The organism is Paenibacillus radicis (ex Gao et al. 2016) (assembly GCF_014641555.1).
Lineage (GTDB): Bacteria > Bacillota > Bacilli > Paenibacillales > Paenibacillaceae > Pristimantibacillus > Pristimantibacillus radicis.
Map to the genome: position 1 here is coordinate 67591 of NZ_BMHY01000009.1, position 25129 is coordinate 92719.

Annotated in this window: 20 protein-coding genes; 1 reads left to right on the plus strand and 19 read right to left on the minus strand. The window is 52.4% G+C overall.

Going from position 1 to position 25129, the window contains the following annotated elements:
- Nucleotides 1-12: 12 nt before the first annotated feature.
- From cobS to IEX98_RS20665, 9 genes are all read right to left on the minus strand, one after another.
- Complete coding sequence (cobS, locus tag IEX98_RS20625; protein WP_188891100.1) at nucleotides 13-831, minus strand: adenosylcobinamide-GDP ribazoletransferase; 819 nt, start codon at nucleotides 829-831, stop codon at nucleotides 13-15.
- Nucleotides 813-1799, minus strand: coding sequence for an adenosylcobinamide-phosphate synthase CbiB (gene cbiB, locus IEX98_RS20630; protein WP_445376016.1), 987 nt, complete (start codon nucleotides 1797-1799; stop codon nucleotides 813-815). The genes cobS and cbiB overlap by 19 nt, the downstream gene beginning before the upstream one ends.
- Nucleotides 1799-2413 carry a bifunctional adenosylcobinamide kinase/adenosylcobinamide-phosphate guanylyltransferase gene (gene cobU, locus IEX98_RS20635; protein ID WP_188891102.1) on the minus strand — a complete coding sequence of 205 codons (615 nt, stop codon included), beginning with the start codon at nucleotides 2411-2413 and terminating at the stop codon, nucleotides 1799-1801. The genes cbiB and cobU overlap by 1 nt, the downstream gene beginning before the upstream one ends.
- Before the next feature lie 9 nt (nucleotides 2414-2422).
- Complete coding sequence (cobT, locus tag IEX98_RS20640) at nucleotides 2423-3487, minus strand: nicotinate-nucleotide--dimethylbenzimidazole phosphoribosyltransferase (RefSeq protein WP_188891103.1); 1065 nt, start codon at nucleotides 3485-3487, stop codon at nucleotides 2423-2425.
- Between the two features lie 16 nt (nucleotides 3488-3503).
- Nucleotides 3504-4295: a heme ABC transporter ATP-binding protein gene (locus tag IEX98_RS20645; RefSeq protein ID WP_188891104.1), complete on the minus strand. Its 792-nt coding sequence runs from the start codon at nucleotides 4293-4295 to the stop codon at nucleotides 3504-3506.
- Complete coding sequence (locus IEX98_RS20650) at nucleotides 4292-5329, minus strand: FecCD family ABC transporter permease (RefSeq protein WP_188891105.1); 1038 nt, start codon at nucleotides 5327-5329, stop codon at nucleotides 4292-4294. The genes IEX98_RS20645 and IEX98_RS20650 overlap by 4 nt, the downstream gene beginning before the upstream one ends.
- Nucleotides 5330-5332: 3 nt before the next feature.
- Nucleotides 5333-6316 (minus strand): ABC transporter substrate-binding protein, encoded by a 984-nt coding sequence (locus IEX98_RS20655; protein WP_188891106.1) that lies wholly within the window; start codon nucleotides 6314-6316, stop codon nucleotides 5333-5335.
- Nucleotides 6317-6586: 270 nt separating this feature from the next.
- Entirely contained in the window at nucleotides 6587-8824 is a 2238-nt protein-coding gene (locus IEX98_RS20660) for a heavy metal translocating P-type ATPase (protein WP_188891107.1), read from the minus strand.
- A gap of 1011 nt (nucleotides 8825-9835) precedes the next feature.
- A complete protein-coding gene (locus IEX98_RS20665; RefSeq protein WP_188891108.1) occupies nucleotides 9836-9994 on the minus strand; it encodes a hypothetical protein in 159 nt (52 codons plus the stop codon).
- 189 nt (nucleotides 9995-10183) lie between these two features.
- Between IEX98_RS20665 and IEX98_RS20670 the strand changes: the two genes are divergently transcribed.
- On the plus strand, nucleotides 10184-10468 hold the full coding sequence (locus tag IEX98_RS20670; RefSeq protein WP_188891109.1) for a hypothetical protein: 285 nt from the start codon (nucleotides 10184-10186) through the stop codon (nucleotides 10466-10468).
- A gap of 516 nt (nucleotides 10469-10984) precedes the next feature.
- Here the strand turns inward: IEX98_RS20670 and IEX98_RS20675 are convergent.
- From IEX98_RS20675 to IEX98_RS20720, 10 genes are all read right to left on the minus strand, one after another.
- Complete coding sequence (locus IEX98_RS20675; protein ID WP_188891252.1) at nucleotides 10985-11305, minus strand: rhodanese-like domain-containing protein; 321 nt, start codon at nucleotides 11303-11305, stop codon at nucleotides 10985-10987.
- Nucleotides 11306-11604: 299 nt separating this feature from the next.
- The gene (locus IEX98_RS20680) at nucleotides 11605-14544 is read right to left on the minus strand and encodes a VWA domain-containing protein (protein ID WP_229692302.1); all 2940 of its coding nucleotides are present in this window, start codon (nucleotides 14542-14544) and stop codon (nucleotides 11605-11607) included.
- Entirely contained in the window at nucleotides 14534-16510 is a 1977-nt protein-coding gene (locus IEX98_RS20685; RefSeq protein ID WP_188891111.1) for a vWA domain-containing protein, read from the minus strand. The genes IEX98_RS20680 and IEX98_RS20685 overlap by 11 nt, the downstream gene beginning before the upstream one ends.
- Nucleotides 16511-16538: 28 nt before the next feature.
- On the minus strand, nucleotides 16539-17540 hold the full coding sequence (locus IEX98_RS20690; RefSeq protein ID WP_188891112.1) for a DUF58 domain-containing protein: 1002 nt from the start codon (nucleotides 17538-17540) through the stop codon (nucleotides 16539-16541).
- Nucleotides 17537-18526 (minus strand): AAA family ATPase, encoded by a 990-nt coding sequence (locus tag IEX98_RS20695; protein WP_188891113.1) that lies wholly within the window; start codon nucleotides 18524-18526, stop codon nucleotides 17537-17539. Before IEX98_RS20695 ends, IEX98_RS20690 begins: the two co-directional genes overlap by 4 nt.
- A gap of 9 nt (nucleotides 18527-18535) precedes the next feature.
- Nucleotides 18536-20239, minus strand: coding sequence for a hypothetical protein (locus IEX98_RS20700; RefSeq protein WP_188891114.1), 1704 nt, complete (start codon nucleotides 20237-20239; stop codon nucleotides 18536-18538).
- Between the two features lie 95 nt (nucleotides 20240-20334).
- Nucleotides 20335-21255, minus strand: coding sequence for an ABC transporter permease (locus tag IEX98_RS20705; RefSeq protein WP_188891115.1), 921 nt, complete (start codon nucleotides 21253-21255; stop codon nucleotides 20335-20337).
- Nucleotides 21252-22184: an ABC transporter ATP-binding protein gene (locus IEX98_RS20710; protein WP_188891253.1), complete on the minus strand. Its 933-nt coding sequence runs from the start codon at nucleotides 22182-22184 to the stop codon at nucleotides 21252-21254. Before IEX98_RS20710 ends, IEX98_RS20705 begins: the two co-directional genes overlap by 4 nt.
- Before the next feature lie 59 nt (nucleotides 22185-22243).
- A complete protein-coding gene (locus IEX98_RS20715; RefSeq protein WP_188891116.1) occupies nucleotides 22244-24589 on the minus strand; it encodes a DUF7408 domain-containing protein in 2346 nt (781 codons plus the stop codon).
- 141 nt (nucleotides 24590-24730) lie between these two features.
- On the minus strand, nucleotides 24731-25042 hold the full coding sequence (locus IEX98_RS20720; protein ID WP_188891117.1) for a YbjQ family protein: 312 nt from the start codon (nucleotides 25040-25042) through the stop codon (nucleotides 24731-24733).
- Nucleotides 25043-25129: the final 87 nt, after the last annotated feature.

The following is a 25129-nucleotide window of genomic DNA, read 5'->3' on the forward strand; positions in this document are numbered from 1 at the left end:
TCACCTCTATCATCATTTCAATACAAGGAGCACCGCAAGGATGAGAACAGCTTCGACGGCCTCATTCATTGCACCGTAGGTATCACCGGTCAAGCCGCCAAGCTTCCGGCTTAACCAAGTAGCGGTGATTAAACCTACTGCTGCTGTAATGAACGCAGCACCAGCGCACCAAAGAATTGCGTCCTCTAACGGTATCCCGCCTGCAAAAGCAATAACTAATGTCAATGCAACAGCAAGCAGAAATCCGGCTGCCATCTGACGCGGCCCCGCAGCACGGAACATCGCTCCGATTCCTTCGCCTTTCCTGGCGCTGGGCCAGCCTACGATGGCTGCCGACATCCACCAGCGGCTCCATATCGGCGCGCTCGCAATCAGCGCCATCGATTTCCACCACGATCCGTTTTCCAGCCCCAGTTCGATCAGCTCGCTCAAGACGGCAAACTTGAACAATAGCAGCAGCACCGCAGCAATGACTCCCATAGCGCCGACACGGCTATCCTTCATAATTTCCAGCATCCGCTCCCGGGAACGGTGGCTGAGCACGCCGTCGGCCGTATCCATCCAGCCGTCCAGATGCAGCCCTCCGCTCATCGCCGTCCACACAGCTAATACGATAACAGCTGCTGGAAGCGCGGGCATAAACAAGCTCAGCAATCCAAAGCAGATAGCGGATACGGCTCCGACAATCGCTCCTGCGGCTGGAAAGTAGATGATACTTCGGGACAATTGCTTGGGTTCAAAGGGCACCTGCACGGGAACGGGCACCCGGGTAAGAAACTGTATGGCTGCAATTAATGCTTGACCATGAACGATTAATGAACGAAATACCATACGATCAACACTCCTGCCATGATCAGGATGCTTGTCAAATAAAGCAATCGGGTAGCGTGAAGGATATCGGCCGCTTCCAGCTTGCGCAGCGGCCAGCCCATTCTTGCCCGTTCGCTTGGCTGACCAAAATAATAGTTCAACCCCCCGAGCTCAATGCCAAGTGCTCCGGCTACCGCAGATTCCGGAATGCCGCTGTTAGGGCTTGGGTGAAGACGGGCAAATTGTCTGATAGAGCGCCAGGCTCTTGTCCCGGACATTCCCCGCTGCAGCAGCGCGGACAGTGACAGCAACAGGCCGGTTATCCGGGCCGGAATATAATTCAGAACATCATCGGTCCGGGCCGAACACCAGCCGAAGTCGGCATATTTTTCGTTGCGGTAGCCGACCATGGAATCCAGCGTATTAGCTGCGCGGTAAAGCATTGCAAGCGGCGCTCCTCCAATTAATGCGAACAGAATCGGCGAGACGAACGCATCTACCGTATTTTCAGCTACGGTCTCTACCGTCGCCCGCGACGCCTCCTCTTCACTGAGGCGGTCTGTGTCTCTTCCGACAATATAGCCGACATATTTGCGTGCATCGGCTAAATTACCGGAAACTAGAGGGCGATAGACAAGCATTGCTGCTTGTCCCAATCCTTTAACAGCGATGGTCGTCGAAATGAACCAAGCGCTGGCCGCATTGCCAAGCCATGGGTGAATCCAATCGGCTGCGGCAATAATCAGCCACATGATCCCGAATGAAGCCAGAAGCGTCAGGACGGTCAAACAAACTCCCGAAGCTTTTATCGCGGCCGGGCTTCGTCCCTGCAATTGCTCCTTCGCCCTCAACTTGCCCTCCAGCAGCCGGATCAGCCGCCCGATCCAAATAACGGGATGAGTCGGCCATTTCGGGTCGCCGACAATCCAATCGATCGCAATGGCCGCTGCTGTCAGCAACAGTATTTCGGACAAAGAATAAAATCCTATCATAATTGCTCCCAGCGGAATGCGAGCGACTTCACATCTACAGGAATGCCCGCCGTTACCAAAAAGACACGTTCGCTAATGGCTGCTATGCGCTGGTTCAAGCGGCCTGCTTCATCACGAAATATCCGTCCAAGCGGATAGGGCGGCACCACACCGTCGCCTACTTCATTCGTCACGAGAACTAGCGGATAGGGGAAAGCAGCAATAGCATCCAGCAGTAACTGAGTTTGCGGTTCCAGCCACTCTCCCATTTTCAAATCAGGAAGCTCCGTCTGTTTCTCCTCTGCCAGCAGAAGCCAATTCGAAATCCATAGCGTCAGGCAATCGACCAATACGACTGGCCTCTCCGCTTCATCTAAAGACAGGCTGGCGGATTCCGCAGCTCTAGTCAGCTGCTGAAGCGTCTGTGCCAATTCCAGCGGCTCTTCAATCGTCTGCCATTCGAATCCCGTCGAGTTACGGTCGCGTTTATGCCTCTCGATCCGCTCCGCCATTTCCTCATCCCATACCCGGCTAGTCGCTATATAAATGCCGCGTCTGCCCAAACGGGCAGCAAGCTGCTCGGCGAACGAGCTTTTTCCGCTGCGCGCGCCTCCTGTTACTAGAATTGCCAACCCGTTCACCTACTCTTTCGAAATACCAGCGCTCTCGAAGGTCGCCATTTCTTGCATTAATTTAAGCGATGCATCGATGAAATGAAAGCCGAGCACTGCTCCGGTTCCCTCGCCAAGCCGCATATCCAGATCAATCATCGGCGATAATCCCATCGCTTCCAGCACTTTGGCATGGCCCTGCTCCTGTGATAAATGCGATGCAATTAAATAAGGCTGGACATGCTCCGATATTCGTACAGCAGCCAGCGCTGCAACCGAGGAAATATAACCATCGATAACGACAGGACAGCCATTCGCGGCTGCTCCGATAATGACGCCAACCAAGCCGGCGATTTCAGCGCCTCCGACCTGGGCAAGGGCTAGAAACGGCTCCTTCGGATCAGGGGAGTGCAGCGCCAGTGCTTTTTCCACGACCTCGACCTTCTTCAGCCAGCCCTTGTCATCGATACCTGTTCCTCTTCCAACTGTCAGCCCCGGGTGCAAGCCGGTAAAGACCGATGCAAGCGCCGCGCTAGCCGTCGTATTGCCGATGCCCATCTCGCCCGTCGCGAACAGCTGATAGCCCTGCTCCGCCAGCTCGTCCACAACTTTCACGCCGGCCAAAATCGCTCGCAGCACCTGCTCCAGACTCATTGCAGCCTCTTTCGTCATATTGGCCGTTCCGCGCACGATGTTATGCTGCAGCAGATCAGGATGGTCGATGGCTGATTTCACACCGATATCAACGCAAAAAACGTCCGCTCCTGCTTGCTTAGCCAGCACGTTCACAGCGGCGCCTCCGCTAAGGAAATTAAGCACCATTTGCGAGGTCACTTCCTGCGGAAAAGCGCTGATGCCTTCCTCGCATACTCCATGATCGGCTGCCATAACGACGACGGCCTTCCTCTGCAGATCCGGCCAAAGCCCGCCGTGAATGCCCGCCAATTGATAGGCGATAGCTTCCAGCTTGCCCAGGCTTCCCGGCGGCTTCGTCAATTGATCCGAGTGCCGCTGCGCGCTTGCAGCCGCTCCCTCGTCTACTGCATTAATTCTTCCCAGCATATATGCGATTTCCTTGCAATTGCCCGTTTCCATCACATTCACCTCTCCCTTATCGTAATGGCGCTGCCCCTCCAGGCTGGAGCAATATTTGCGGAACCCCCGTTGCCGGATGGACTACAATTGTTGCGCTTGCACCATAAACACTCCGTATGAGCGATTCATTCAATACTTCCTTAGGCGGCCCGGAAGCCGCGAGGCCCCCTTCATGCAAAACGAGCAATTGATCACAGTACAAAGCCGCCAAATTCAAATCATGCAGAACGGCGATAACGGTCAATTCCCGTTCCCGCTGCCAAGCTTGAACCGTATCCAGCAAATGGATCTGGTATCCGATATCGAGATAAGTTGTCGGCTCGTCAAGCAAAATCAATTCTGCTTCCTGCACCATAACTTTTGCGAGCGCTGCCCGCTGCCGTTCACCGCCGCTCAATCTCTCCAGCGGCCTATTCTGCAAAGCGGTGAGTCCCATCGCCTCCAGCGCCCGGTCAACCAGAACCGCCGGATCATTCTTCTCGTCGCCGAACCAGTTCTGATAAGGATATCTGCCCATGCCAACCACTTCACGCACTGTAAAAGCGGCCGGAGGCAGTCCCCCTTGCTGCAGCACAGCCAGCTTGCGGGCAAGCTGCTTGGCCGCATAGCTATCCAGCGGTTTCCCCGCCAGCATCACTTCCCCCGAAGTTGGCTTTGCTGCCCCAGACAGCAACTGCAACAGCGTCGATTTGCCAACACCGTTCGGACCGATAATACCGTAGAAGCGGCCCGTCTGAAACGTGTGCGTCACGTTGCTAAGGATGAGACGGTTATGTATTCTTTTCGTCAAATGTTTCGCCTCAATCATGCCGTATCCTCCTGACTGCGCTTGCTTCTATAAAGCAGATAGGCAAAAAACGGCGCCCCGATCAAAGCGGTTACAACGCCAAGAGGAATTTCTCTCGGGCTAAGCGCCATCCGGGCAAGCGTATCGGCCCAAAGGACGAATATGCCGCCTCCGATAGCCGATAGCGGAATTAAGAGACGGTAGTCCGGCCCAACTATGAGACGTATTAGATGCGGAATAACGAGTCCTACGAAGCCGATAACACCCGATACAGATACGGCTGCAGCGGTCAGCAGCGTAGAGCCGATAAGTACGATCAGCTTCGTCCGCTCCACCCGGATGCCAAGATGCGAGGCATGCCTTTCGCCAAGTACCAGCAGATTAAGCGGATTGGCATACACAAACAGCAGAGGCAGTCCAATAAGCAGAAATGGAAGAAGAATGTAAACATGGCCCCATGATTTCAAAGCCAGCGAGCCCATAAGCCAGAACAAGATTTGATTGACGACGCCGTTCGACATCGACACCATAAGAGATACGAATGCTCCCAGAAATGACTGTACAATAACGCCGGACAAAATCAGCGTCTCCAGCTGCATCCCCGACCGGCCTCGCGACAACCAAATGACACCAAACAAGGTAACGACACCCGTCGCAAACGCGACTGCGGGAATCGTCCACATCCCGATCAGCGTTTGATAGCCGAACAAAATCATATAAGCCGCGCCAACCGAGCTGCCCGATGCTACGCCCAGCGTATAGGGCTCCGCCAACGGGTTGCGCAGCACACCTTGGAACCCTGCCCCAGCCAGCGCCAGACAAGCGCCAACGAGAACGGCCAGCAATACGCGGGAAAGCCGGACTTGTGTGATCACGGCGACATCTCCCGCGCTCCAGGCTTGACCGGAATCGGCTCCTCCAATTAACTGATGCCATAGAATGCCCCATACGTCCTTTAACGATATGCCGGCAGAGCCGATAGACAAGCTGACGAGCATAGAAACAGCAAGAAGGAGCAAAGCTGCTCCTCCATAGCTAAACATTTTACGCTTCATCGGTTACTTGACGAGATCCGGATGGATCGCTTTCGCCAGCTCAAGCAGGCCATCCGCAAGTCTTGGACCGACGCGAACGAGCGGATCTTCCGTCACGGTGAACAGCTGTTTATTTTTCAGCGCATCGATGGTATCCCAGCCCGGACGGCTTTCAATTGCCGCTTTAATCGGGTTAGGTTCTTCCTTCAGTGCCGGGAAAATAATGATCTGCGGATTCTGCTTCACAACTTCCTCCGCGTTGACTTCATGCCAGCTAGGCGTAGCAGCCGCAATGTTCGTACCGCCTGCCAAGCTAACCAGCTCGTCCAGGAAAGTGCCAGAGCCTACTGTCCACCCAACTGAAAACTCCAAATAGACCGTTTTTTTCTGTGCATCCTTCACGGCATTGACTACTTGCTGCTTCGTTTCACGCATATGACTGGCAACCTCGGCAGCTTCCTCGTTTTTATTGACGATATGGCCGACCTTTTCAATTTTCTCGATAGTGGCGTCATAGGTCAACGGATCGGATGCAAAAACAGGAATACCCAATTCGCGGAGCTTCTCAACCGCAGCCGTATTCATGCTGGAGGAAGCGAGTACGAGATCCGGGGTCAGAGCCACAACCGCCTCGATATTCGTCGTCATATCGCCAACCTTCGGTTTCGCCGCAGCTTCTTCCGGGTAATTGCTGTATGCATCAACGCCCGCTACCAAATCCGCGCCGCCAAGCGCATACATAATTTCCGTCTCGCTTGGCACTAGCGTAACGACTTTAGAGGGGGCTTGCTCAAAGGTAAGCTCCGTTCCGGTGTCATCCTTTATTTTCAGCGGATACTCCGAGGCTGGAGCGGCTTCGCCTTGCTCTACAGCTGCTCCTCCGTTGCCTGCACCAGGAGCATTTCCGTTGTTGTTGTCTTTAGCGGCTCCTCCGCAAGCTGCGATTACCAGCAGCATCGCCGTAAGCAGTACGGCCATCATCAGTTTAAACTTGGCATTCATCTTCATTTCAATTACACTCCTTAATTCCTGTTAGTCGTTATTAATTCACACAAAAAAAGCATTTTCGGCTTCTGTGCCGGAAATGCTGTTCGCCCGTTGCATAGGCAAAAGACAGGCCTTCATTCCAACACCAACCTAGTCCAGAAGGCAATAGCGTCATCATAAATGCTATGAAATTATAACGTAGCTACTATAACATTCCATTTAAGCCTTGTCTATGTTTTGAAGCAGCTTGGCTTTGACTGAGCTTTGGCTGAGCTTTGACTGAGCTTTGGCTTAACTGTGGCCTAGCGCCCGTCTCAGTCTGCCGTTTAAACGAAGCGCGTTGCCCACCACCGATACTGAGCTGAAAGCCATTGCCGTCCCGGCCATCCATGGCTGGAGCATGCCATAGGCGGCAAACGGAATAATAAGCGCATTGTAAATGAAGGCGAAGGTCAGATTTTGCCGTACGTTGCGCACGGTCAGACGGCTAATGAGTACTGCCTCCGGTATCGCGGTCATCCGAGGCTGGAGCAGCGTTAAATGTCCTGCTGTTAACGCTGCCTCCGTTCCATCTCCCATCGCCATACCGACGTCGGATGCAGCTAGAGCTGGCGCATCGTTCCAGCCGTCTCCGGCCATGCCGACGCATCTTCCTCCCGCCTGCAGCTTGCGCACCAGCTCCAGCTTATCTTCGGGGAGAAGCGAGGCATACACTTTATCTATGCCCGCTTCCTTCGCCGCTCCAAGTGCCGGCGCCAAGTGATCGCCTGTCGCCAGGATAACCGCGACGCCCGCCCTCTTTAAGCGGGAGATCGCCTCTCTTGCGTTCGGCTTTACCGTATCGGTAAAAGACATGGCTCCGGCTATTTTACCATCGTCGATAACATATAGCACCGTCTCGCCCGCCCGCTCCCGCTCATTGGCAAACAAGGCAACTCCGCCGGATAGTTGCAGGTGCAGCTTTTCTATTAGCCATGCAGCATTGCCAACACCAACCTGCCTGTTCTCGACCGTTGCCTCCACTCCTTTGGCACTCGTGTAAACGAATTGCTCTGCCGAAGGAAGAACAAGTCCCATCTTGTCCGACTCCGTAACGATCGCTTTAGCCAGCGGATGAGCGGAATGGAACTCTACCGCAGCGGCAAGTCGTATAACCGCGGATTTGCTGCCGTTATGAGCATAAACCTGGCGGATGCGTGGCTTTCCTTCCGTCAACGTGCCGGTTTTGTCCAAAATGATCGTATTTACTTGTGCTAAACGCTCCAACGCACCGGCCTCTTTCACCACGACACCTTTCTTCGCTAGACGGCCAGTAGCTACAACTAATGAGATTGGCGTGGCAAGCCCTAATGCGCAAGGGCATGCGACGAGAACGACGGCAACAGAGCAGCGGAACGCTTGCTCCCAGTTGCCCGGTACAAAAATGAAAAACCAGGCTAGAAACGTAAGCGCAGCAAGCAGCAGCATGGCCGGTACGAACCACCCTGACACTTTATCTACTTGCCTTTGAATAGCCGATTTATTGCGTTGTGCTTGCCGGACAAGCTCACTGATCCGGTTCAACATGGTGGAATGACCCGCCGCTTCCGTACGGATTCGAAGCGGGTGTCTGCCGTTGACCGTACCTGCCCATACGCGGTCGCCCGCATACTTCGCGGCAGGCAGACTTTCGCCTGTCAGCAGCGACTCGTTTACGTCGGATTCGCCCTTCGTGATGACGCCATCGACGGGGATTGTCTCCCCGGGATTGACGAGAACGTAGTCGCCGATGCGAACGAACTCCGTCTTAATTTCCATCGGCGTGCCTGCCCGCTCGACGAGGACCGTCTCATTTTTCAGTTTGCCATAGCCGGCGGCGCTGTCTTGGGCTCTGGACGTAGCATTGACCTCTATAAATTTGCCTAGCAGCACCGCCGTCATGACTACAGCCGAGGTTTCGAAATATAGCGGCAGTTCATGTGCTGCGGCAAGCGGGAATCCGGCTGACAGCACAATGTAATGACTGTAAAAATAAGCGGCCGACGTACCGACCGCAACAAGAACGTCCATATTGGCGGAACGCGCCCGCAGCGCTTGATAAGCGCCATAGTAGAACGGCATGCCGATGACAAATTGGATCACCGTAGCTAAACCGAGCTGCAGCCAAGGATTAGTTAGAATTGCTGGCAGCTGCACAGCTCCCGTAAAAGAAAGATGCTGCACCATCGCTGCAAGCAGCGGAATTGTCAGCAAAGCGGAAAAAATTAAACGGATAAACAAGGAACGGCGTTCCTTGTCCAGCCCTTCCTTTGCTTTTTCGGGTACAGAAGGCTGAAAGCCGATTTGCTTGATTTTATCGGCGATTTGAGCAGGCTCGATTAAGTGAGGCGCATATTGAATCCAGGCCGTGCGTGCCGGGTAGCTGACTGCAACCTCCTCTACGCCGGCTAGCCTACCTACCGTTTTCTCTATTCTTGCGGCACATGCTGTACAGCTCATCCCCTGTATGGCATAATCTATCGTCACGCTTTGCAGCTCTGCATTGTCCAACTCTCATACACCCGCTTTCCGTCCGCCTCCCAACGACAGCAAGCAAGGCTGAGGCGGGAGAACGGCAAACATGTCCTGCCTCATCTATATGTCGGACAGGCCGGAGTCATGAATGCTCGGCGGAAAAACATGCGGCATTGAAGCAATTTATGTTGGAGATGCCGGTGCGAAACCCTCTCCTGCGGCCAGTAAGAAAATCCAGTATCGTGGCAATTCATTCACGAGAGCGAACCCCGACTCAGTAAATACCTCGAATAAACCCGCTCCAAGCAGCTCCACCGAAGCACATTCGCTATTTAGTGAAGTAACTTTCGCTGTACGAGTCCCTGGCAGCACCCGCCTACCATGCAGCGAATCTAGCTTCGCTACTCGTGAACCTTGGTTCGCCAATTGCGAAAATAGATTCGCTATGAGGTACAGCCAACTAGTTCTTGCCGAGATTAACGAATTTACCTTCGTTATTTTGCGAACCTGCTTCGCTGCACGACCAGCATGCAGCTGGCCGCAGCACGTATCGAGCTTATTCGAACGAAGAAACGATTCCTCTCCCTTACAACGAAGCACATTCGCTATTTAGTGAAGCAACTTTCGCTGTACGAGTACCTGCCAGCACCCGCCTACCATCCAGCGAATCTAGCTTCGCTACTCATGAACCTTGGTTCTCCAATTGCGAAACTAGATTCGCTATCATGTACAGCCAGCTATTTCTCGTCGCGATTAACGAATTTGCCTTCGTTATTTTGCGAACCTGCTTCGCTGCACGACCAGCATGCAGCTGGCCGCAACACGATCGAGCTTATTCGAACGAAGAAACGATTCCTCTCCTTTACAACGAAGCACATTCGCTATTTAGTGAAGTAACTTTCGCTGTACGAGTACCTGCCAGCATCCGCCTACCATCCAGCGAATCTAGCTTCGCTACTCGTGAACCTTGGTTCGCCAATTGCGAAAATAGATTCGCTATGAGGTACAGCCAGCTATTTCTCGTCGCGATTAACGAATTTATCTTCGTTATTTTGCGAACCTGCTTCGCTGCACGACCAGCATGCGGCTTGCCGCAGCACGTATCGAGCTTAGTCGAACGAAGAGACTGTTTCTCGCCGTAACAACGAAGCAAATTCGCCATTTAGTGAAGTAACTTTGCTGTACGAGTACCTGCCAGCGAAACATGGTAAACTTCTCCTATGAGAACCGCTGGCAATAGCCAAGACTGTGTGTCAATTTCAACTACTTCACTGATTTCTGTTTCCAGCCACTATGTGAGAATTTGATGGAACAGTAGCAGAAGTAGCTGCTTTATTTATATCAAAACAAATAGAGTAAAAGAAATCTTGGTTTCATTTGAGGAGGATGAAATTATTGAAAATCAACAAGAAGTATAAATATTGGCTTTTTAATTTTGACAAATCAAATAAAGAAAACACATGCCCTGATGAAAATAATAGGAAATGTATTGCTGCGATTTGGGATGATGAATGGCGCGGAATTGAACTACTGGATAAGTCCGATGTTGAATTGAAGGACTATTTGACTCAAGTGATTGATGATTACAATGTATACACAGGTGAAAAAATAAATAGCAATTTAATTGAACTTGCTATAGCAGAGATGAAGAAAATTAAAGAAGAGCAAAATTTAGTTTAATAAAAACCTCTGTTTCATGTACTAGTACCTTGACCTCAATCATTTTAGATCTCCCCTATTCGCACAGAAGAATATGGGAGGGTTTTCCAATGCCAAAAAAAATACAAGATTGAGTTGAGCGTCATGGGACGTGAGTATATCAATCAAATTTGCTTTCTGCACGACGAGCCTGCGGCTGGAGGCAATGCGTATCAAGCTTGTTCGGACGAACAACTTCTCCTCTGTCCTTCAACGAAGCACATTCGTTATTTAGTGAAGCAACTTTCGCTGTAGGAGTCCCTGCCAGCACCCGCCTACCCTCCAGCGAATGTAGCTTCGCTACTCGTGAACTTAGGTTCTCCAATTGCGAATCTAGCTTCGCTATTAGGAACACCCAACCACAATTCATCGCAATTAACGAATTTACTTTCCCTATTTTACGAACCGGCTTCGCTGCACCAATAGATAGCTGAAAACCCCCGGCATCTTGCATAAATGCAAGACGCAGGGGGTTCTACGAAGCTCTAAATAAACGATTTACGCGCCGAATTCGACTTCGCCCTGCCATTGAAGCATGCCGCCAGTCATATTCGTCACCTTATAGCCTTGCGCCTGCAAAAACTCGCAAGCTCTGCCGCTGCGGTTGCCGCTGCGGCACACGATGATAAGATCAGCATCTTTCTCCAGCTCATTAACACGCTCTTGAAGCTCAGACAGCGGAAGGCTGCTTGCCTCTTTAATATGTCCGGACTCCCATTCGTCGATCTCACGCACGTCGATCAAATTAAGCTGCTTACCTTCGTTTAATAATGCTTCAACCTCTTCAGGTGTAATTTCTGGATACATGCTATTCGTCATTCCCTTCAATTTTTCTCGCAATTTGCGTCTCATATTGTGAAAATGCGGAGGATTGGCCCAAGCCCCGGGACTCCATCACCATCCGGTATCACAGACGCTCATTGATCCGGCGATTTAACGCTTCCCGCTCCGGGCCATCGCTTCTTGAATACGCTGCTCGACAAGAGTGGACATCCAATCCATCGCCATCACTTCTTCTCTTGCATTGTATCGCTAGGCGCAGTCACTGTCCAGCCGTCTCTTTTCCCCATCAAAAACATCCAGCTTTGGAGCAGGCAAGTTCAGAAAGCTTCCTGCCACTATCTTTTTGTACGATTTTTTGCTGCGAGCAGACGGCTCATTTTATCGTTGCCATCCCCTTGCTGTACCTGCGTTTGCCCTTGTCCTGATCCTTGACCCTGACCTTTATTTTGTCCTTGTGACGCTTTATTTTGTCCTTGTGCCGCTTTACCTTGTCCTTGTTCTTGCACTTTATCTTGACCCTGCCGTTGTCCCTGCCCCGTAGAAGAACCACCGTCCCGTCCCGCTGGCCTTGAGACATTTATGGCAGGATCTTCAGCCTTGCTTTTATCATAAAACTCTGCCGTACGGCTCTTTCGCTGCTGCAGCCTGGTCACCGATTGCGCAGACAAATCTCCAGCAGTTGAGGACTTCAATCCCCCTCTGCTCCATCCCCGCATCCGATATCGCAGCCAGCTTGCTATACGCGCCCACGGTACAGAAATCCGCCTCAGCGCAATGTCCGCTAACAGCAAAAGCAAAGCAGCTATAAGCAGCGATCGCGACCAATCTACCGGTTGACGGTGCTTCTCAGGATCAAACCGGAAAGCCTCTGCCGGTTTGTCCAGCGACAACACTCTGCCGCCAGTCGACTCGGCAAGCTGCTCCAGCGCTTCCGAACCATTATTAACAGATAACTTGTATTCCGGCGAATATGGAATGACGAAGCCCGATGTCGTACCTCCGCCTTCTTCGCCGCCAATTCTCATTAAATAGACGCCCGGCTGAGTCACAGACATATTTGCTTCATATTCGCCCGGCGCAATCGGAATGGGTTCCAGCTTCTGCGTCTCGCCCGCATCATTGTTGACTACAGCGTTCAGCTTCGCCGCTAGATCGGAATCGCCGCTTTCCGAACGGATGCGAATGTTCGCTTTCCGGCCGTCCAGTTCGGCGTTAACCTGATAAGGCACGCTTTCGAATTGCGGAAACGTCCACTTGATCCATTCGGTAAGCACGTTCGGAAGAGACGGCCAATTGACCCAATCCCGCGACCAGCGTCCGGTCATATCGCTTGTCCAAGCAACAGCTCTGCCCGAACCGTAAGGCCAGCGAGCCAGAATGGGATCTCCATCTGGAGACAGCAACGCGATTTCTGCCGTTTCTTTGGCCGTTGTCGCGATGTAGGCATTCAACTGGGGAAGACCGTTTTTCCATAACGCCGACCAATTGCCTGATTGCCCTAGAGCTGGTGTAAACGTCTGTTCCACAATATAGGTTCGCGACATCATCACCGTCTCACGGCTGAAAATAGCCGGAAGCGTACTTTCATCTTTTGTAAAATAATAACGTCCCTTGGCTGCCTCGGCCAAGCTTTTAAGCAGCATTTGGTCGGCGCCATCGCCTACGGCAACCGTCGACATCGTCATTTGTTTCTCCACCATCGAAGAGGTTAAAGCGCTGTACCCCGGGTTCGTCGACGATTGGCCGTCGGTCAGCAAAATGATATGCTTCCGCTGTGCCTGTACCTCCAACAGCTTCTTATAAGCTGCATCCAGCGCCGTGAAAATTTCCGTACCGCCCTCAGGCTGGATACCTTGAATTTGCGAAATCATTTTTTTACGGTCTGTCAGCTTCGTTGGTTCGACGATCCACCAAGGCGCCGAATCGAATGCGACGACCCCGACAGTATCTTCGTCCCGCATCAATTCAACAGTCCGTATCGCTGCCTCTTTGGCTAATTCAAGCTTGCCGCCGTCCATACTGCCTGAACGGTCGATCACCAGCACAAGACCCAGAGTCGGAATTTGGCGTTTTCCTTTCAAATCCATATAGACTGGCAAAGCCCGTTCGATCGGTGTTTTAAAATAACCGCCAAGTCCAAAGCTGTCATTGCCGCCCAGCATCACTAAACCAATTCCATAGTCGCTCACTGCTTTTGCGATCCATTCCATCGGCTTCTCCGCAATTCGGGTAGCCGGCACATTGTTAAGAATAATACTGTCATAGGCGGCATAAGATGCCAGCTCTACCGACAAGCGTTCTGGTGCAATCGTGTCATAGCCGATAAAAGAAGCCTTCAGTGCCGCTTCAACATTGCCCGATGATCCCGGCTCACCTTCCACGATAAGCACGGACGGCGGGCCGTTCACTTTACTGAAGCCATAGGCGACGTTGTTTTGCTCGCGCTCGTCCCCCTCCGCATACAGCTCCGCCCGGAACTGATGAAAGCCAGGTTCTAACGCCGCGCTTTGCAGTGCAAATTGATTCTCTCCCGCTTCCAGCTGGACTGTGCTGCGAGACAATTCTCTATTGTCGGCATAAAGGCGAAGCTCGCCGCTGCCTGCTGTAGTGCTGTTTATCGTAAACTCGAAGTTGAACTTCTCGCCTTGCCGTAAAGTTTGCGGCACGGTGAACGATTCGATCGCCGCATCCGTCAATGGCGGCGGCGTAATAGGAACGACATCCACGGCAATGCCTGCACTATTCAGTAAAGCCGCTTGGCGCAGCATGCTTCCGGCATTCTCCGCACCGTCGGACAGCACGACAATTCTTCCCCCGCCAGCCTGCTGCAGTAAACCGGATGCCAGCTGCAAGCCTTGCGATACATCTGTAAATTGTCCATTGACCTTAGCCCGGAATGAATACCGTTCCGCACTAAGCATTTGCTCCGGCGAAAGTGCACGTTCAACCGCTGCGTCGAGCCCGATTGCAACGATTCCTCCGCGATCATCCGCCTCTTTGCCCGTCATCGCTTTGGCAATCCATTCGCCAAGCTCTTTATCCGCGTTGACGCTGGCTGAACGATCGGCAACGAACACTACATTGCGCTGATCCGTCGTCCAATAGGGCTGCACTTGTGCTGCAATGGCAATTAATAGAAGCATAATGATAGAACGTAACGCCACGACGGCGGCCTTGCGCCCGCCCTTCAGTCTGGCTGTGCCGCGAAGCATCCACCAGACGAACAGTGCCCAGGGCAGGAGCAGAAGCAGAAACATCGGCGAATTAACTTGCATGCCCACGGCGGTACACCTCCCATTCGCCAGCCAAGATAATGAGGAGCAGCAGAGCAATCCAAGCAGCGACAGAAGCCGTTGCTGCTGTCTGCGGCGCTAATTGACCGCTATTGGGCTGACCGCTCCCGCTTCCCTCGCCATTCGTTCCAGACACGTATGAAGGCGCTATAGGCTCTACTTTGCCAAATGCTGCGCTCTCCGCCGCATCTGCGGTGACGGTCAGTAAACGGTCAGCTATGACTTTATTGGCTTTGTCGTATTCAACCAGCCTGTACAAGCCTGGAATTGACGGCGCCTTCACTGTTTCACCTGAAGTGCCTTTCATGGTTACTGATTGTTCAGCACTGCCTTCCCCGTAATCGCTCAGTTGCTCAACCGTCTTCCACCCCGCGCTAGCGGCTTCGCCGCTGAAAGACAATGACAACGCAGAGCCGGCAACGGCAGTACCGAGCTCGCTCCGGGAACCGCCGCTCATCCAATCTGCGGCTTGCACAACTAGCACCGGAAACTCCGGCCGCAGCGGCAAATCCGTATCCTGAAAATCAAAGGTGAACCGCAGCTGCGGCCTGCCTTCGACCGTGCCCGCATAAATAGCTGGAATTCCTCCGTATGTAAGGATCGCTTTTCCCCAGAGCGGCGCATCTTTCGGCTTCAACAGCCTGCCGATATGCGTATCCGCAAACGATAAGTAGGCCACGACCGGATGGTCGGCCAGCTCTGCCCGATTATTATCGGGTATAACCGTCTCGGCCCCCGATTCCTTCGGATGATCGATGTACCAGACCGGCTTGGATTTCAGCAGTTTTTCCCAGCTTTTATCGGCAAGCAGCTTATCGCCGCTCCCGTCGACAACGATCCAGTCCAGTTCCTTCTGATCCTCCGCGTCAGGAATGTATTGTTCCGGATCAGCTTTGACCGTGGAGACACCAGCCAGTTGAAGCGCTTTTTCCAAAAAAAGATTGCCCTTGCTTACGAGAAGCGCCCGCTTGGCCCTCGACTCGGACGGAAATTGATAAGCAACGTCATCCGCTGCATAACCGTCGCTCCCTCCGGCAAATTGCGCTTTATAATAAGCGGCTTCAGCCGGCAGCTTATCCACCGTCAAGCTCGTCCAGCCCCCGGCTTCGGCTCTGACCGTTTCGGTCGCGAAGGGTTTTGCTGATCCTTCTGCATATACATTTACTTTCAATTGCTGCATCGTGTCCGCATCGTTGCGAATCGTAATAACCGCTTTATTGTAGCCTGCTGCACCCGGATCCGTTTTTACGCCAAAATGAACGATTGCGCGATTTGAGCTTGGCGCAGCTTCCGCACCGTTTGCTCCCGCAGACACCAGTTTAGCGTGAAGCTGCAGTTCATTGACGGCGCTTGCGTCACTCCATCTTCCATCGCTATACAGCATAATGGAACCGTCCGCCTCGTCGCCCAATAACGAATCGGCCAAAGACAAAGCGGCCAAATTGTCGCTGGCTCCAAAGTTAGGCTCCAGGGCACGCAGCGCCGTCAAAGCATCGCGATGAGACAGTTCACCAGATGCGATTATTTCCGGCTGCTCGCCAGTTGCGATGATTGTAATGCGCCGGCCTTCCTTTTGCCCGGCAATCCAATCCTCGGCCAACTGCACGTTTTGCTGCAGCAAAGAACGTCCGTCATCCGATCGTACAGTCATGCTGGCCGAACTGTCCATAACAAGCACCGTATGGCCGGTTGCTGCCGCTTCCCGGGTCCAATAGGGCTGCATGAGCGCAAATACAAGCAGCGCAGCAGCAAGCAGTTGCAGCAGCAGCAATGGGCGGCTGCGCAATTTTTGCCACGGCCGATTGGCTTCCTGCTCTCGCAGCACTCGATTCCACAGCAAATGGCTGGCAATTTCAGTATCGATATACACCCGTTTCAGTACGTACATCAGAACGATTGCCGGCAGAGACAGCGCAAAAATAGCAGATATAGGCGATAAAAATTGCATGACAGTCTCCCCTCCTCCCGATCCTCCGTTAAGTTTTGCTTCGCAGCACCCCGCGCTGCAACAGGTCCCGATTGATCACTTCCGTTAATGAATCAGCCGATGAGATGAATATGTACTGGGCGCCCCGTTCCCCGCACAGCCTGCTCAAATCTTCGCGATACTGATCAACCGCCTGTTTGTATTGGGCGAGCAGCGGATAGGCAATGGCAACATCTTTGCCGGAACCCAGTTCGCTATCAATCAGTCTCAGTTCACCGCTCAGAGAAGGATTTAGTTCCTCCGGGCTAAGCACATGGATAAAAACAACCTTTTGCCCCGCTGCGATTAACCGCAATAAAGCTTCCTCAATGCCGGTCTCATACATCGCATCGGTGATGAGCAGTGTCACGCCAGAGCGCATCGGCCTGCCCTTCACACCATCCAACGCTTCAGCCAGTGATAGAACAGCTGGACGATGATCAGCAATGTCGCCGCTGGCACCTGTTGTCCCCGCAGCCTGTGGCCCCGGCATCGCTTGTCCTAAAAATTGAAACAACTGCGGCAAAGAGCTTCTCCCCCGAAGCGGCTCCAACTCCTTATTCAGCCCGTTGTCGCCAAATAATCGGGCGGTTACCCGATCCTCACCGGTCAGCGAAGCATAGCCGATACAAGCGGCCAATCGCAGAGCAAATCGAAGCTTGCCATTCTCCTGCTCATCCCCAAACGACATCGAACGGGATACATCAACAAGCAAGTTTACCGTCAGCTCTTGCTCGTCCCAAAACTGGCGCATATAAGCGCGGCCCGTACGTCCATAGACGTTCCAATCAAGACGGCGAATATCGTCGCCGGGTGCGTAAGGCCGGTAATCGGCAAACTCTTGGGAGCCGCCGAGCGAGCTTGATCTTCTTTTGCCCGCCAATGTTCCTTTCACCCGGTTGCCTGCAGCAACACTCATCTGATCCAGCCTGGCAAGCAGTGAAAGATCAGGAAACAGCAGCTTTATCGCCGCTTGCGCATCGATCGAAGACCGCCCTGTGTTGTCGCTCATCGCTGCGCCTCCAGCGCGGCCAAGATCGTTTCGGTTATCCGGTCTGTTGATATGCCCATCGCTTGTGCCTCATAGCCTAGCACGATACGATGGCGTAGCGCAGGAAGCGCAACCGCCCGGATATCGTTCCAGGATACATGCAGCTTGCCTGAGCATAGCGCCCGCACTTTGCTAACGGCGATAATCGCTTGCACGGCCCGCGGTCCGGCACCGAATCGGACAAACCGCTTCACATCCTCCGGTGAATCGCCTTCTCCAGGATGCGTCATCATCACAAGCCGGACTGCAAGATCAAGCACATCTTCGGCAACGAGCAAATGCTTGGCATAAAGCTGCAGTTCCCTTAACTGCTCCCCGCTCATTACAACGCTCGCCTGCGGCTGTTCCGCCGAGGTGGTACGCAATACGATTTGCTTCAACTCTTCGCGAGTCGGATAATCGACTCCAATCTTTAATAAGAAACGATCCAACTGCGCTTCAGGCAACGGATAAGTTCCCTCTTGCTCAATCGGATTTTGCGTAGCCAGTACGAAAAAAGGCTTAGGCAGCACATGCGTCTGACCGCCTGCTGTTACCGTTCCTTCCTGCATGGCTTCAAGCAGCGCGCTTTGCGTCTTTGGTGTTGCACGGTTGATCTCATCGGCCAGCACCAAATTGCCGAAAATCGGCCCCGGCTGGAAACGCTGGGCGGCTGCCCCTTGCGCTCCGAAATCAATCAGCGTCGTTCCGGTAATATCGGAAGGCATTAAATCCGGCGTAAATTGAATCCGGGAAAATTGCAGGTCAACCGTATCGGCGACCGTTCGGATCAGCATTGTTTTTCCGAGTCCGGGAATGCCCTCCAGCAGCGCATGACCGCCTGCCAGCAAACACCAGAGCAACTGCTCCACTACATCTTGCTGGCCGACGATAATACGTCCAATTTCAGCTTTCAATGCGGCGATACGCGCCGCAGCTTCTTCGATTTGCGTCTTTGATTCGATCATGAGCTCACCTCAACGATTAGGCTGTATTTGGTCAAAATAATCTTTCACTTTATTTTGCATGCTTTGCGGCAGCTGCGAACGGGACAATGCCTTCTTGGCCTCGGCCGCATATTCGCTGTATACATCCTCGTATGAACGGGTCATACCGTCCAGCATCGGGGAAGGATCGTCAGTCGTTTGCGTCTGTCCGCCAGTCGAAGGCCCGACGTCCTGCTGAACATTGCCGGAGCCCTCCATGCCGCGCGGTGTCGTGACTAAGCCACGGCCGCCTTGACCGGTACCGCCCTGCAAGCCGCCGCGACCGCCCCCTCCAGATCCAGAACCGCTGCCTTGTTGGCCGGATCCGGGACCATTGCCGCCGCCATTGCCCTCGCCAGCACCTGCGCCCGCTCCGCTCCCTTCTCCCGAGCCCGCTTCGCTGCCCGAACCGCCGGCTCCGCCTTGCCCTTGCTCACCAGATTGCCCCGCCGAGCCAGAACCGCTGCTGGAACCTCCGCCTGCTCCTGAACCGGCTGAGCCGCCTCCTGCGGAAGCCCCGCCTGGCATACCGGACGAGCCAGAACCGCCCTGCGCTTGCTGCGCCGCTTGGCCGCTCTCTGCTAACCGCTCGGCCATCATCCGCGCCAGCGCCTCAAGCTCCGCCTGCGAAAGCTCGCTGCCAAGCGCTTCTTCCAGCGCGGACAAAGCATCGTCTCCCGCCGATTTGCCGTCTCCCTCTCCGCGGGCCTGCTCCGCTGACTGCTCCAGCGCATTTGCCAGCGCGCTGTCCTTCGGCTGCTCTTGCGCCAGCCGTTCCAGCGCCTTGGCAATCGCTTCCTTCTGCTCCTGCGTCAGCCGTTGCAGCTCCGAGCGCATATCGCCGATTGCCTGTTTCATGCCCGCAGCATCGCGATCCTTCAGCGCTTGCCCCAGCTTACGCAGTCCTGGCTCGCTGTTCATCGCATCAGCGGCAGCATCAAGCCTTTCCGCCGTTTGCCGTGCGGCTTCAGCCGCTTGCTCCAGCTCCTTGATCGCTTCCTCCAGCTCTTTCAAAGCCTCTGTAGAACCCGCCTTCTCCAGCTTGCTCCGCAGCTCCTCTAACGTCTCTGCAATCTGCCTCTTCGCTTCTTCCGGCAGCTTGGCCTCGTCCAGCTGTTGTGCAAGCTCCTCCACTTGACTTTCCAGCTGCTCCAGCCCCAGCTCGGCAGCAGCCATCGCCTTAGCCTTCTCGTCGAGCGGGTTAGGCCATAAGAGCAGAATCACCGTCAATAACCAGACAGCTCCAATGCCAAGGACAGAACGCCTCCAGCTCCGCCAAGCAGGCCAAGGAAGGCGGCTTCTTAATTCCGCAGTATAGCGGCCAGCCCCTTCCAGCGCCTCCTGCCGCTGCAAACGGACGATAACCGGCTCACTCTCTCCGGAACGCTCCAGACCGTCAAGCGCAGTTGCTACGGCATCATCGGTATGCTCCTTGTCCATCACGCGAGCTGCATCCCTTAGCGAAGCCCGCTTCCAGAAGCCAAGCCCCACTCCAGCGAGCACTCCAACGGATACCAGCAGTACCAGCCAAAGCTTCGCATGCAGCATTGGAAGCAAGCGGCTCAATCCCAGTACTAGCAAACCTGCAAAACTGCCGCCAAGTATGCCAAGCAATGTGTAACGGCTTATGCTAAACAACGTCAAGCGATTGCGTACGGGCGCCAGCAGCTCGATTAACTTTCGCTTTTCTTCCATGAATTGCGATTCTCCTTTCCAATACTAAGGTCGCTAAAGCATAAATAACGGAGCACCCTTTCGGCACACCCCGTTATTCAGCACCATCTATCGTTCTATTTATTTCTCCGCTTCAATCTTGGACGCAGCTTCGCGATGCTCAGCCACAGAACCCCTGCCGAGATCAGACCATAAATAATCATAAATTCATGCCACAATTGAAAAGCCGGCTTCTGTGAAGCTTGCTGCCCCCTGTTGTGGATCTCATAGATTTGCTCCGAAACGTTAGGATCGAGAATGCTGTACAGCGCTACGCCCGGATTCCATGCCAGTATGTGACCAATCCAATTGTAGGCTGCCGGATTAACCGCATTATTCGCAGTATTGTTCGTCACGCTTAGCGCCACATAAAAAATAAGCAGCGTGCCGACATAAATAAACAGCGTAACTCCGTATGTCACAATAACGGAAATCATCGTTCGTTTGAACAATGTTGAGAACAGTATACCTAGCGAGCCTAGCATAATCATCATAAAAAAGTAATAGATAAACACCAGAAAAAGCTGCGACGGTGAAATGCCGCCATAAAGAAAGACCATGCTGTATACCGGTATCGTGCTCACCACGATCAGAACCATAAAGCCAAGCGACGACACCAGCTTGCTCAGAATGATTGTCGTCGAGCTTTGCTGCGTTGTCAGAAGCAAATTAAGCGTCTGCTTCTCCCGCTCCCCGCTAATGACGCCAGCGGTAAGTCCGGGAGCCATAAATGTAATCAGTCCGAGCTGGGCGAAGCTTAGAAAATAAAACAGAATCCGGCTTCGCTCCGGATTGAACGAAGTTGAGCTGCCGCCCAGCTCCTGGGTTAAATAAATGGAACAAAGTGCCATTAAGCCAATAGCGAATAAATAGGCGAATATCGTCCACATGGAACGGGCCGTCCGCATGCGCAGTCTAAATTCCTTGTTCAGCACGGGATTAATTAGCCTGGAACGCCAATTGCCGAGCTCTTTTCCAGCAATGCCTTCGTTTCTCATGAGATCGCTTCGCCTCCTTTCGTAATTTCCAGAAAGATGTCTTCCAAATTTGTTTGTCCTTCGCTGAATGATATCAGCTTGTAGCCAGCTCCTATCATCTGTTGAAGCAGCTCTGCCTGTTCCTCATCATGACCGCCGTAATGAACGTGAACACCCCGTTCGTCGCGGAGCACCCGATTAACGAAAGGCTGCTCTCGCAGCCAGTGTTCGGCTTCTTCCGTCCTGCCGATTAACCGGATCGACAAAATCCGCTTTACGCGCATCCGGTTTTGAATATCCGCAACATTACCCTTTGCGATCATTTGACCGTGCTCGATAACGCCAATCTCATCTACCATCTCCGCCAGCTCCGGCAAAATGTGCGAGGAGATGATGATCGTTTTACCCATGGCCTTCAATTCCCGCAATATTTCCCTCATCTCGATCCGAGCCCGCGGATCTAGGCCGGAAGCCGGCTCATCGAGGATGAGCAGATCCGGGTCATGAACGAGACAGCGTGCTAGACATAAGCGCTGCTTCATGCCCCGGGACAACGTATCGACGTAGGCATCTTTCTTGTCGCTTAAATTAACGAGCTCCAGCAATTGAGGAATTAATTGTTCCCTCTCCTGCTTAGGTATTCCATAGCTCGCGCCATAGAAATGCATGTACTCCATCGTTTTGAATTGATCGTATACGCCGAAGAAGTCCGGCATATAGCCAATCCGTTTACGGACTTCCGCCGGATATTCGGTAACGTCGAAGCCGTCTACCTTCGCGTAACCCGAGGAAGGTGCCATCAACGTCGCCAAGATCGACATTGTGGTCGATTTGCCCGCACCGTTGGGGCCAACAAAGCCAAATACCGTGCCTTTAGCAATAGTCAAATCTATCGATTTCAGCGCTTGAAACGTGCCGAAGCTTTTGGTTAATCCTCTTATTTCGATCATCGGCGTTTCCGCCGTCTCCATAGCAACTTCCGTATCTACCTCATTCATCGTATCTTTCATTATCGTACCGACACTCCTTCCAGCCCAATCATCGGCAGCCGGGCATCCGCATCTGTTGCAGCTACCATCTTCATTCGAATCGTATTGGACGAATCAATATACATTTTTGCATCCATCTCCGCAGCCGCAGGTATCCAATCGCCGCTAGCTGCATTAAAAATCAACCACTGGAGACTCGATGTATTTACGAGGTTCGAGAATGATAATTTATCGTATTTCGCCTTTTCATTCGGCACATGGAATTCGAATTCCAATTCGCCCGGGCTGAAGTTCATATTCCCGTCGCCGTATTCGTCAAACCGCTGCATCGTATGCGAAGTGACGACAGGTTGCATAGCGCCTGCCGGCACGGTAACGCGGCCATCATTTTCCGAAATAAGCGTTCCGATTTGCTGTACCCACATCGTCAAATTATCTGTTCGAACGGCGTCATTGTTTACTTGGAACATTGGCGTATGGTCCTCACTAAAGCCAACGACACGGGGCAGCATCTGCGATGCAGGATTAGCGGAATTCCAGTACATATCCATCAGCTCGCGGTGCCTGTTGTATTTGTCGTCTCTCCCGTTCCCATAAGGAAATAAAGAGGAAGAGAATGGGGAATACATCGTACTATTGGTATTAGGGGCAGACGGAATCGAGACCGATTTGGCTTCATTCGGCGCTAAATCCCCAACATTAATCAAATTACCGCTAATAATTAACGCGACATGACTCATGGCTGCTTTCGTGCCATTCGTAACTTCAAGCTGCTGCACTCCATTATTGCTGCGATAAGCAAGCCCGAAATTCCCAGTATCTTTATCCAGTGAGATACCATCAAACCAGGCTTTCCGGGTTGACCAATAGGCAACGGAATTCCATTGCATCGTCGTCTCCTGATCATTCATCAACACTTGCGTATTGCCAGTGAGATTCAATTGTCCGCCGCCTTCGTTAGATAAAGGCCGCAGGGGAACAGCATGGTCGAAATGAGCTTTAATGGTACCTCCATTAGGGGAAAACACACCAAATGCACCTGATCGAACGCCGCCCCCTTCAGGAGCCAGCTCCACAACCGATACAGAATGGGCAAGGAAGCTTCGTTTATCCTCAGCTCCAAATATGAATATCGCCACGCCCATTAAGACAGCGAGCGTTGGCACCAGCCACCAGGTCCATTCTCTCCGGTCCAGTTTTTTCAGCAGGAAATAGAGTACTGGCGCTGCAATTAACATATATAAAACGAACATCCATAATAACAAGCCAAATTTAGGCGGATTAATAGAAGGAAACTTATCGACTATGTTTTGAACATTCCAATACGAATTGGAATACAGAACCATATTGCCCTGCATAATCGGAGACAAGCTGTCCTTCAGCAGCTTTGCATAAACCAGTTCACTGCCATTCCATGATGCAATCGGCTCAAGCGATGGATCGAAGGCGACGTATATAACGCTGCCGCTTCCTACAGGCCGAGTAATAGCAAGCGGTATCCCATTTTCAGATAAAACCGTATTGCCTTCAATAATAGAACCGGTTGATACCGTTATCGGTGCAGCCGATTTCCATTCCTTCCCGCTTTCCTTGCTTAGTGAGGCTGGGCTAGTCAGCGAAGAGGTTCCCTCTTGCTTCAATGGCACTATCGATTCGAACGCCTGCGCGGTTTTGCTGTAGCCTGCACCGCCTGATAGCATTAGCGTCCCTCCAGCCTTCACCCAATCCTCGATCGCCTTAACCCGCTGCTCATCCCAGCCAGAAGTCGCAACGTCGTTAATAACAAGCAAATCGAAATAATCGAGCAAGATGGATGAATTCGGCAATTGCTCTTCCTTTAATGGAATAACGGATAAATTATAGCCTTGCACATTCAATGAAGGCATGAAGTTCAGCGTGTCGGGATCGCTAGCAAGAACACCTATCGAATAATTAACAATAGACGAGCTTATTAGATAGGGGCTGCCGATCACGATGTTGACCTTTTCCCCTGACTTATAGGAACCTTTATAAAACCGGATTAAATTGTTTTTTTCATTAAGATTCATTCCCGGAATGGCAATTGTCAATTCAACATCACTACCCCGGGGCAGCTCCGCCGGCACGACATAATCCGTTGTCCCGCCATAATTGCCAGCTATCGTAATAACGACTTCGCCTTTCAGGTCGGCTTTCGTCATATTGGTTAACGTTAGTCGGGCAGGCGCCCACTTTCCTTCCCTTACATTCCCCTGGTAACCGACGCTAGCTTTGACGGAAATGCCGTTAAAATCAGCAGCGCTAATCCTTCCGCCTAACTGAAAAACGGCGGATACCATTCCAACCAACACAATCAGTGCAAGTATACGTTGTAACTTATGCTTCACAATCAAGCCCCTCTCCTCTATGTATATCCATCTACATAATAACGGAAAAGCTCCTATAATTGTTGCATATTTTGACAAATTGAAAAATATAAGGATTAAAAAACGGCGATGCAGAATTAATCCGCTCGCCGTTTTCGTATTCTAAATGCGTACTGCCGTGCCGCTTACCGCTACCATCAGCATACCATCGCGAATCACTTCATAATCGATGTCGATAGCAACGACTGCATTGGCCCCAAGTCTGGATGCTTGCATCTTCATCTCTTCGATTGCGACGTCTCTCGCTTCCTTAAGCTTGCCTTCGTAGGCCCCGGAGCGGCCTCCAATGATGTCTGTAATAGAAGCTAAGAAATCGCGGACAACGTTAGCACCCATAATCGCTTCGCCGGTAACAACTCCCGTATATTCCAAAATGGGACGTCCTTCAATAGTAGGTGTAGTAGTGATCAGCATGTTTTTTCCCCCTTGCTTCCAAAGAAGCATGATATATGATTCTGAATGATTGTACGTTGAAGGAACGGATAATGTTTCGCTGCTTCT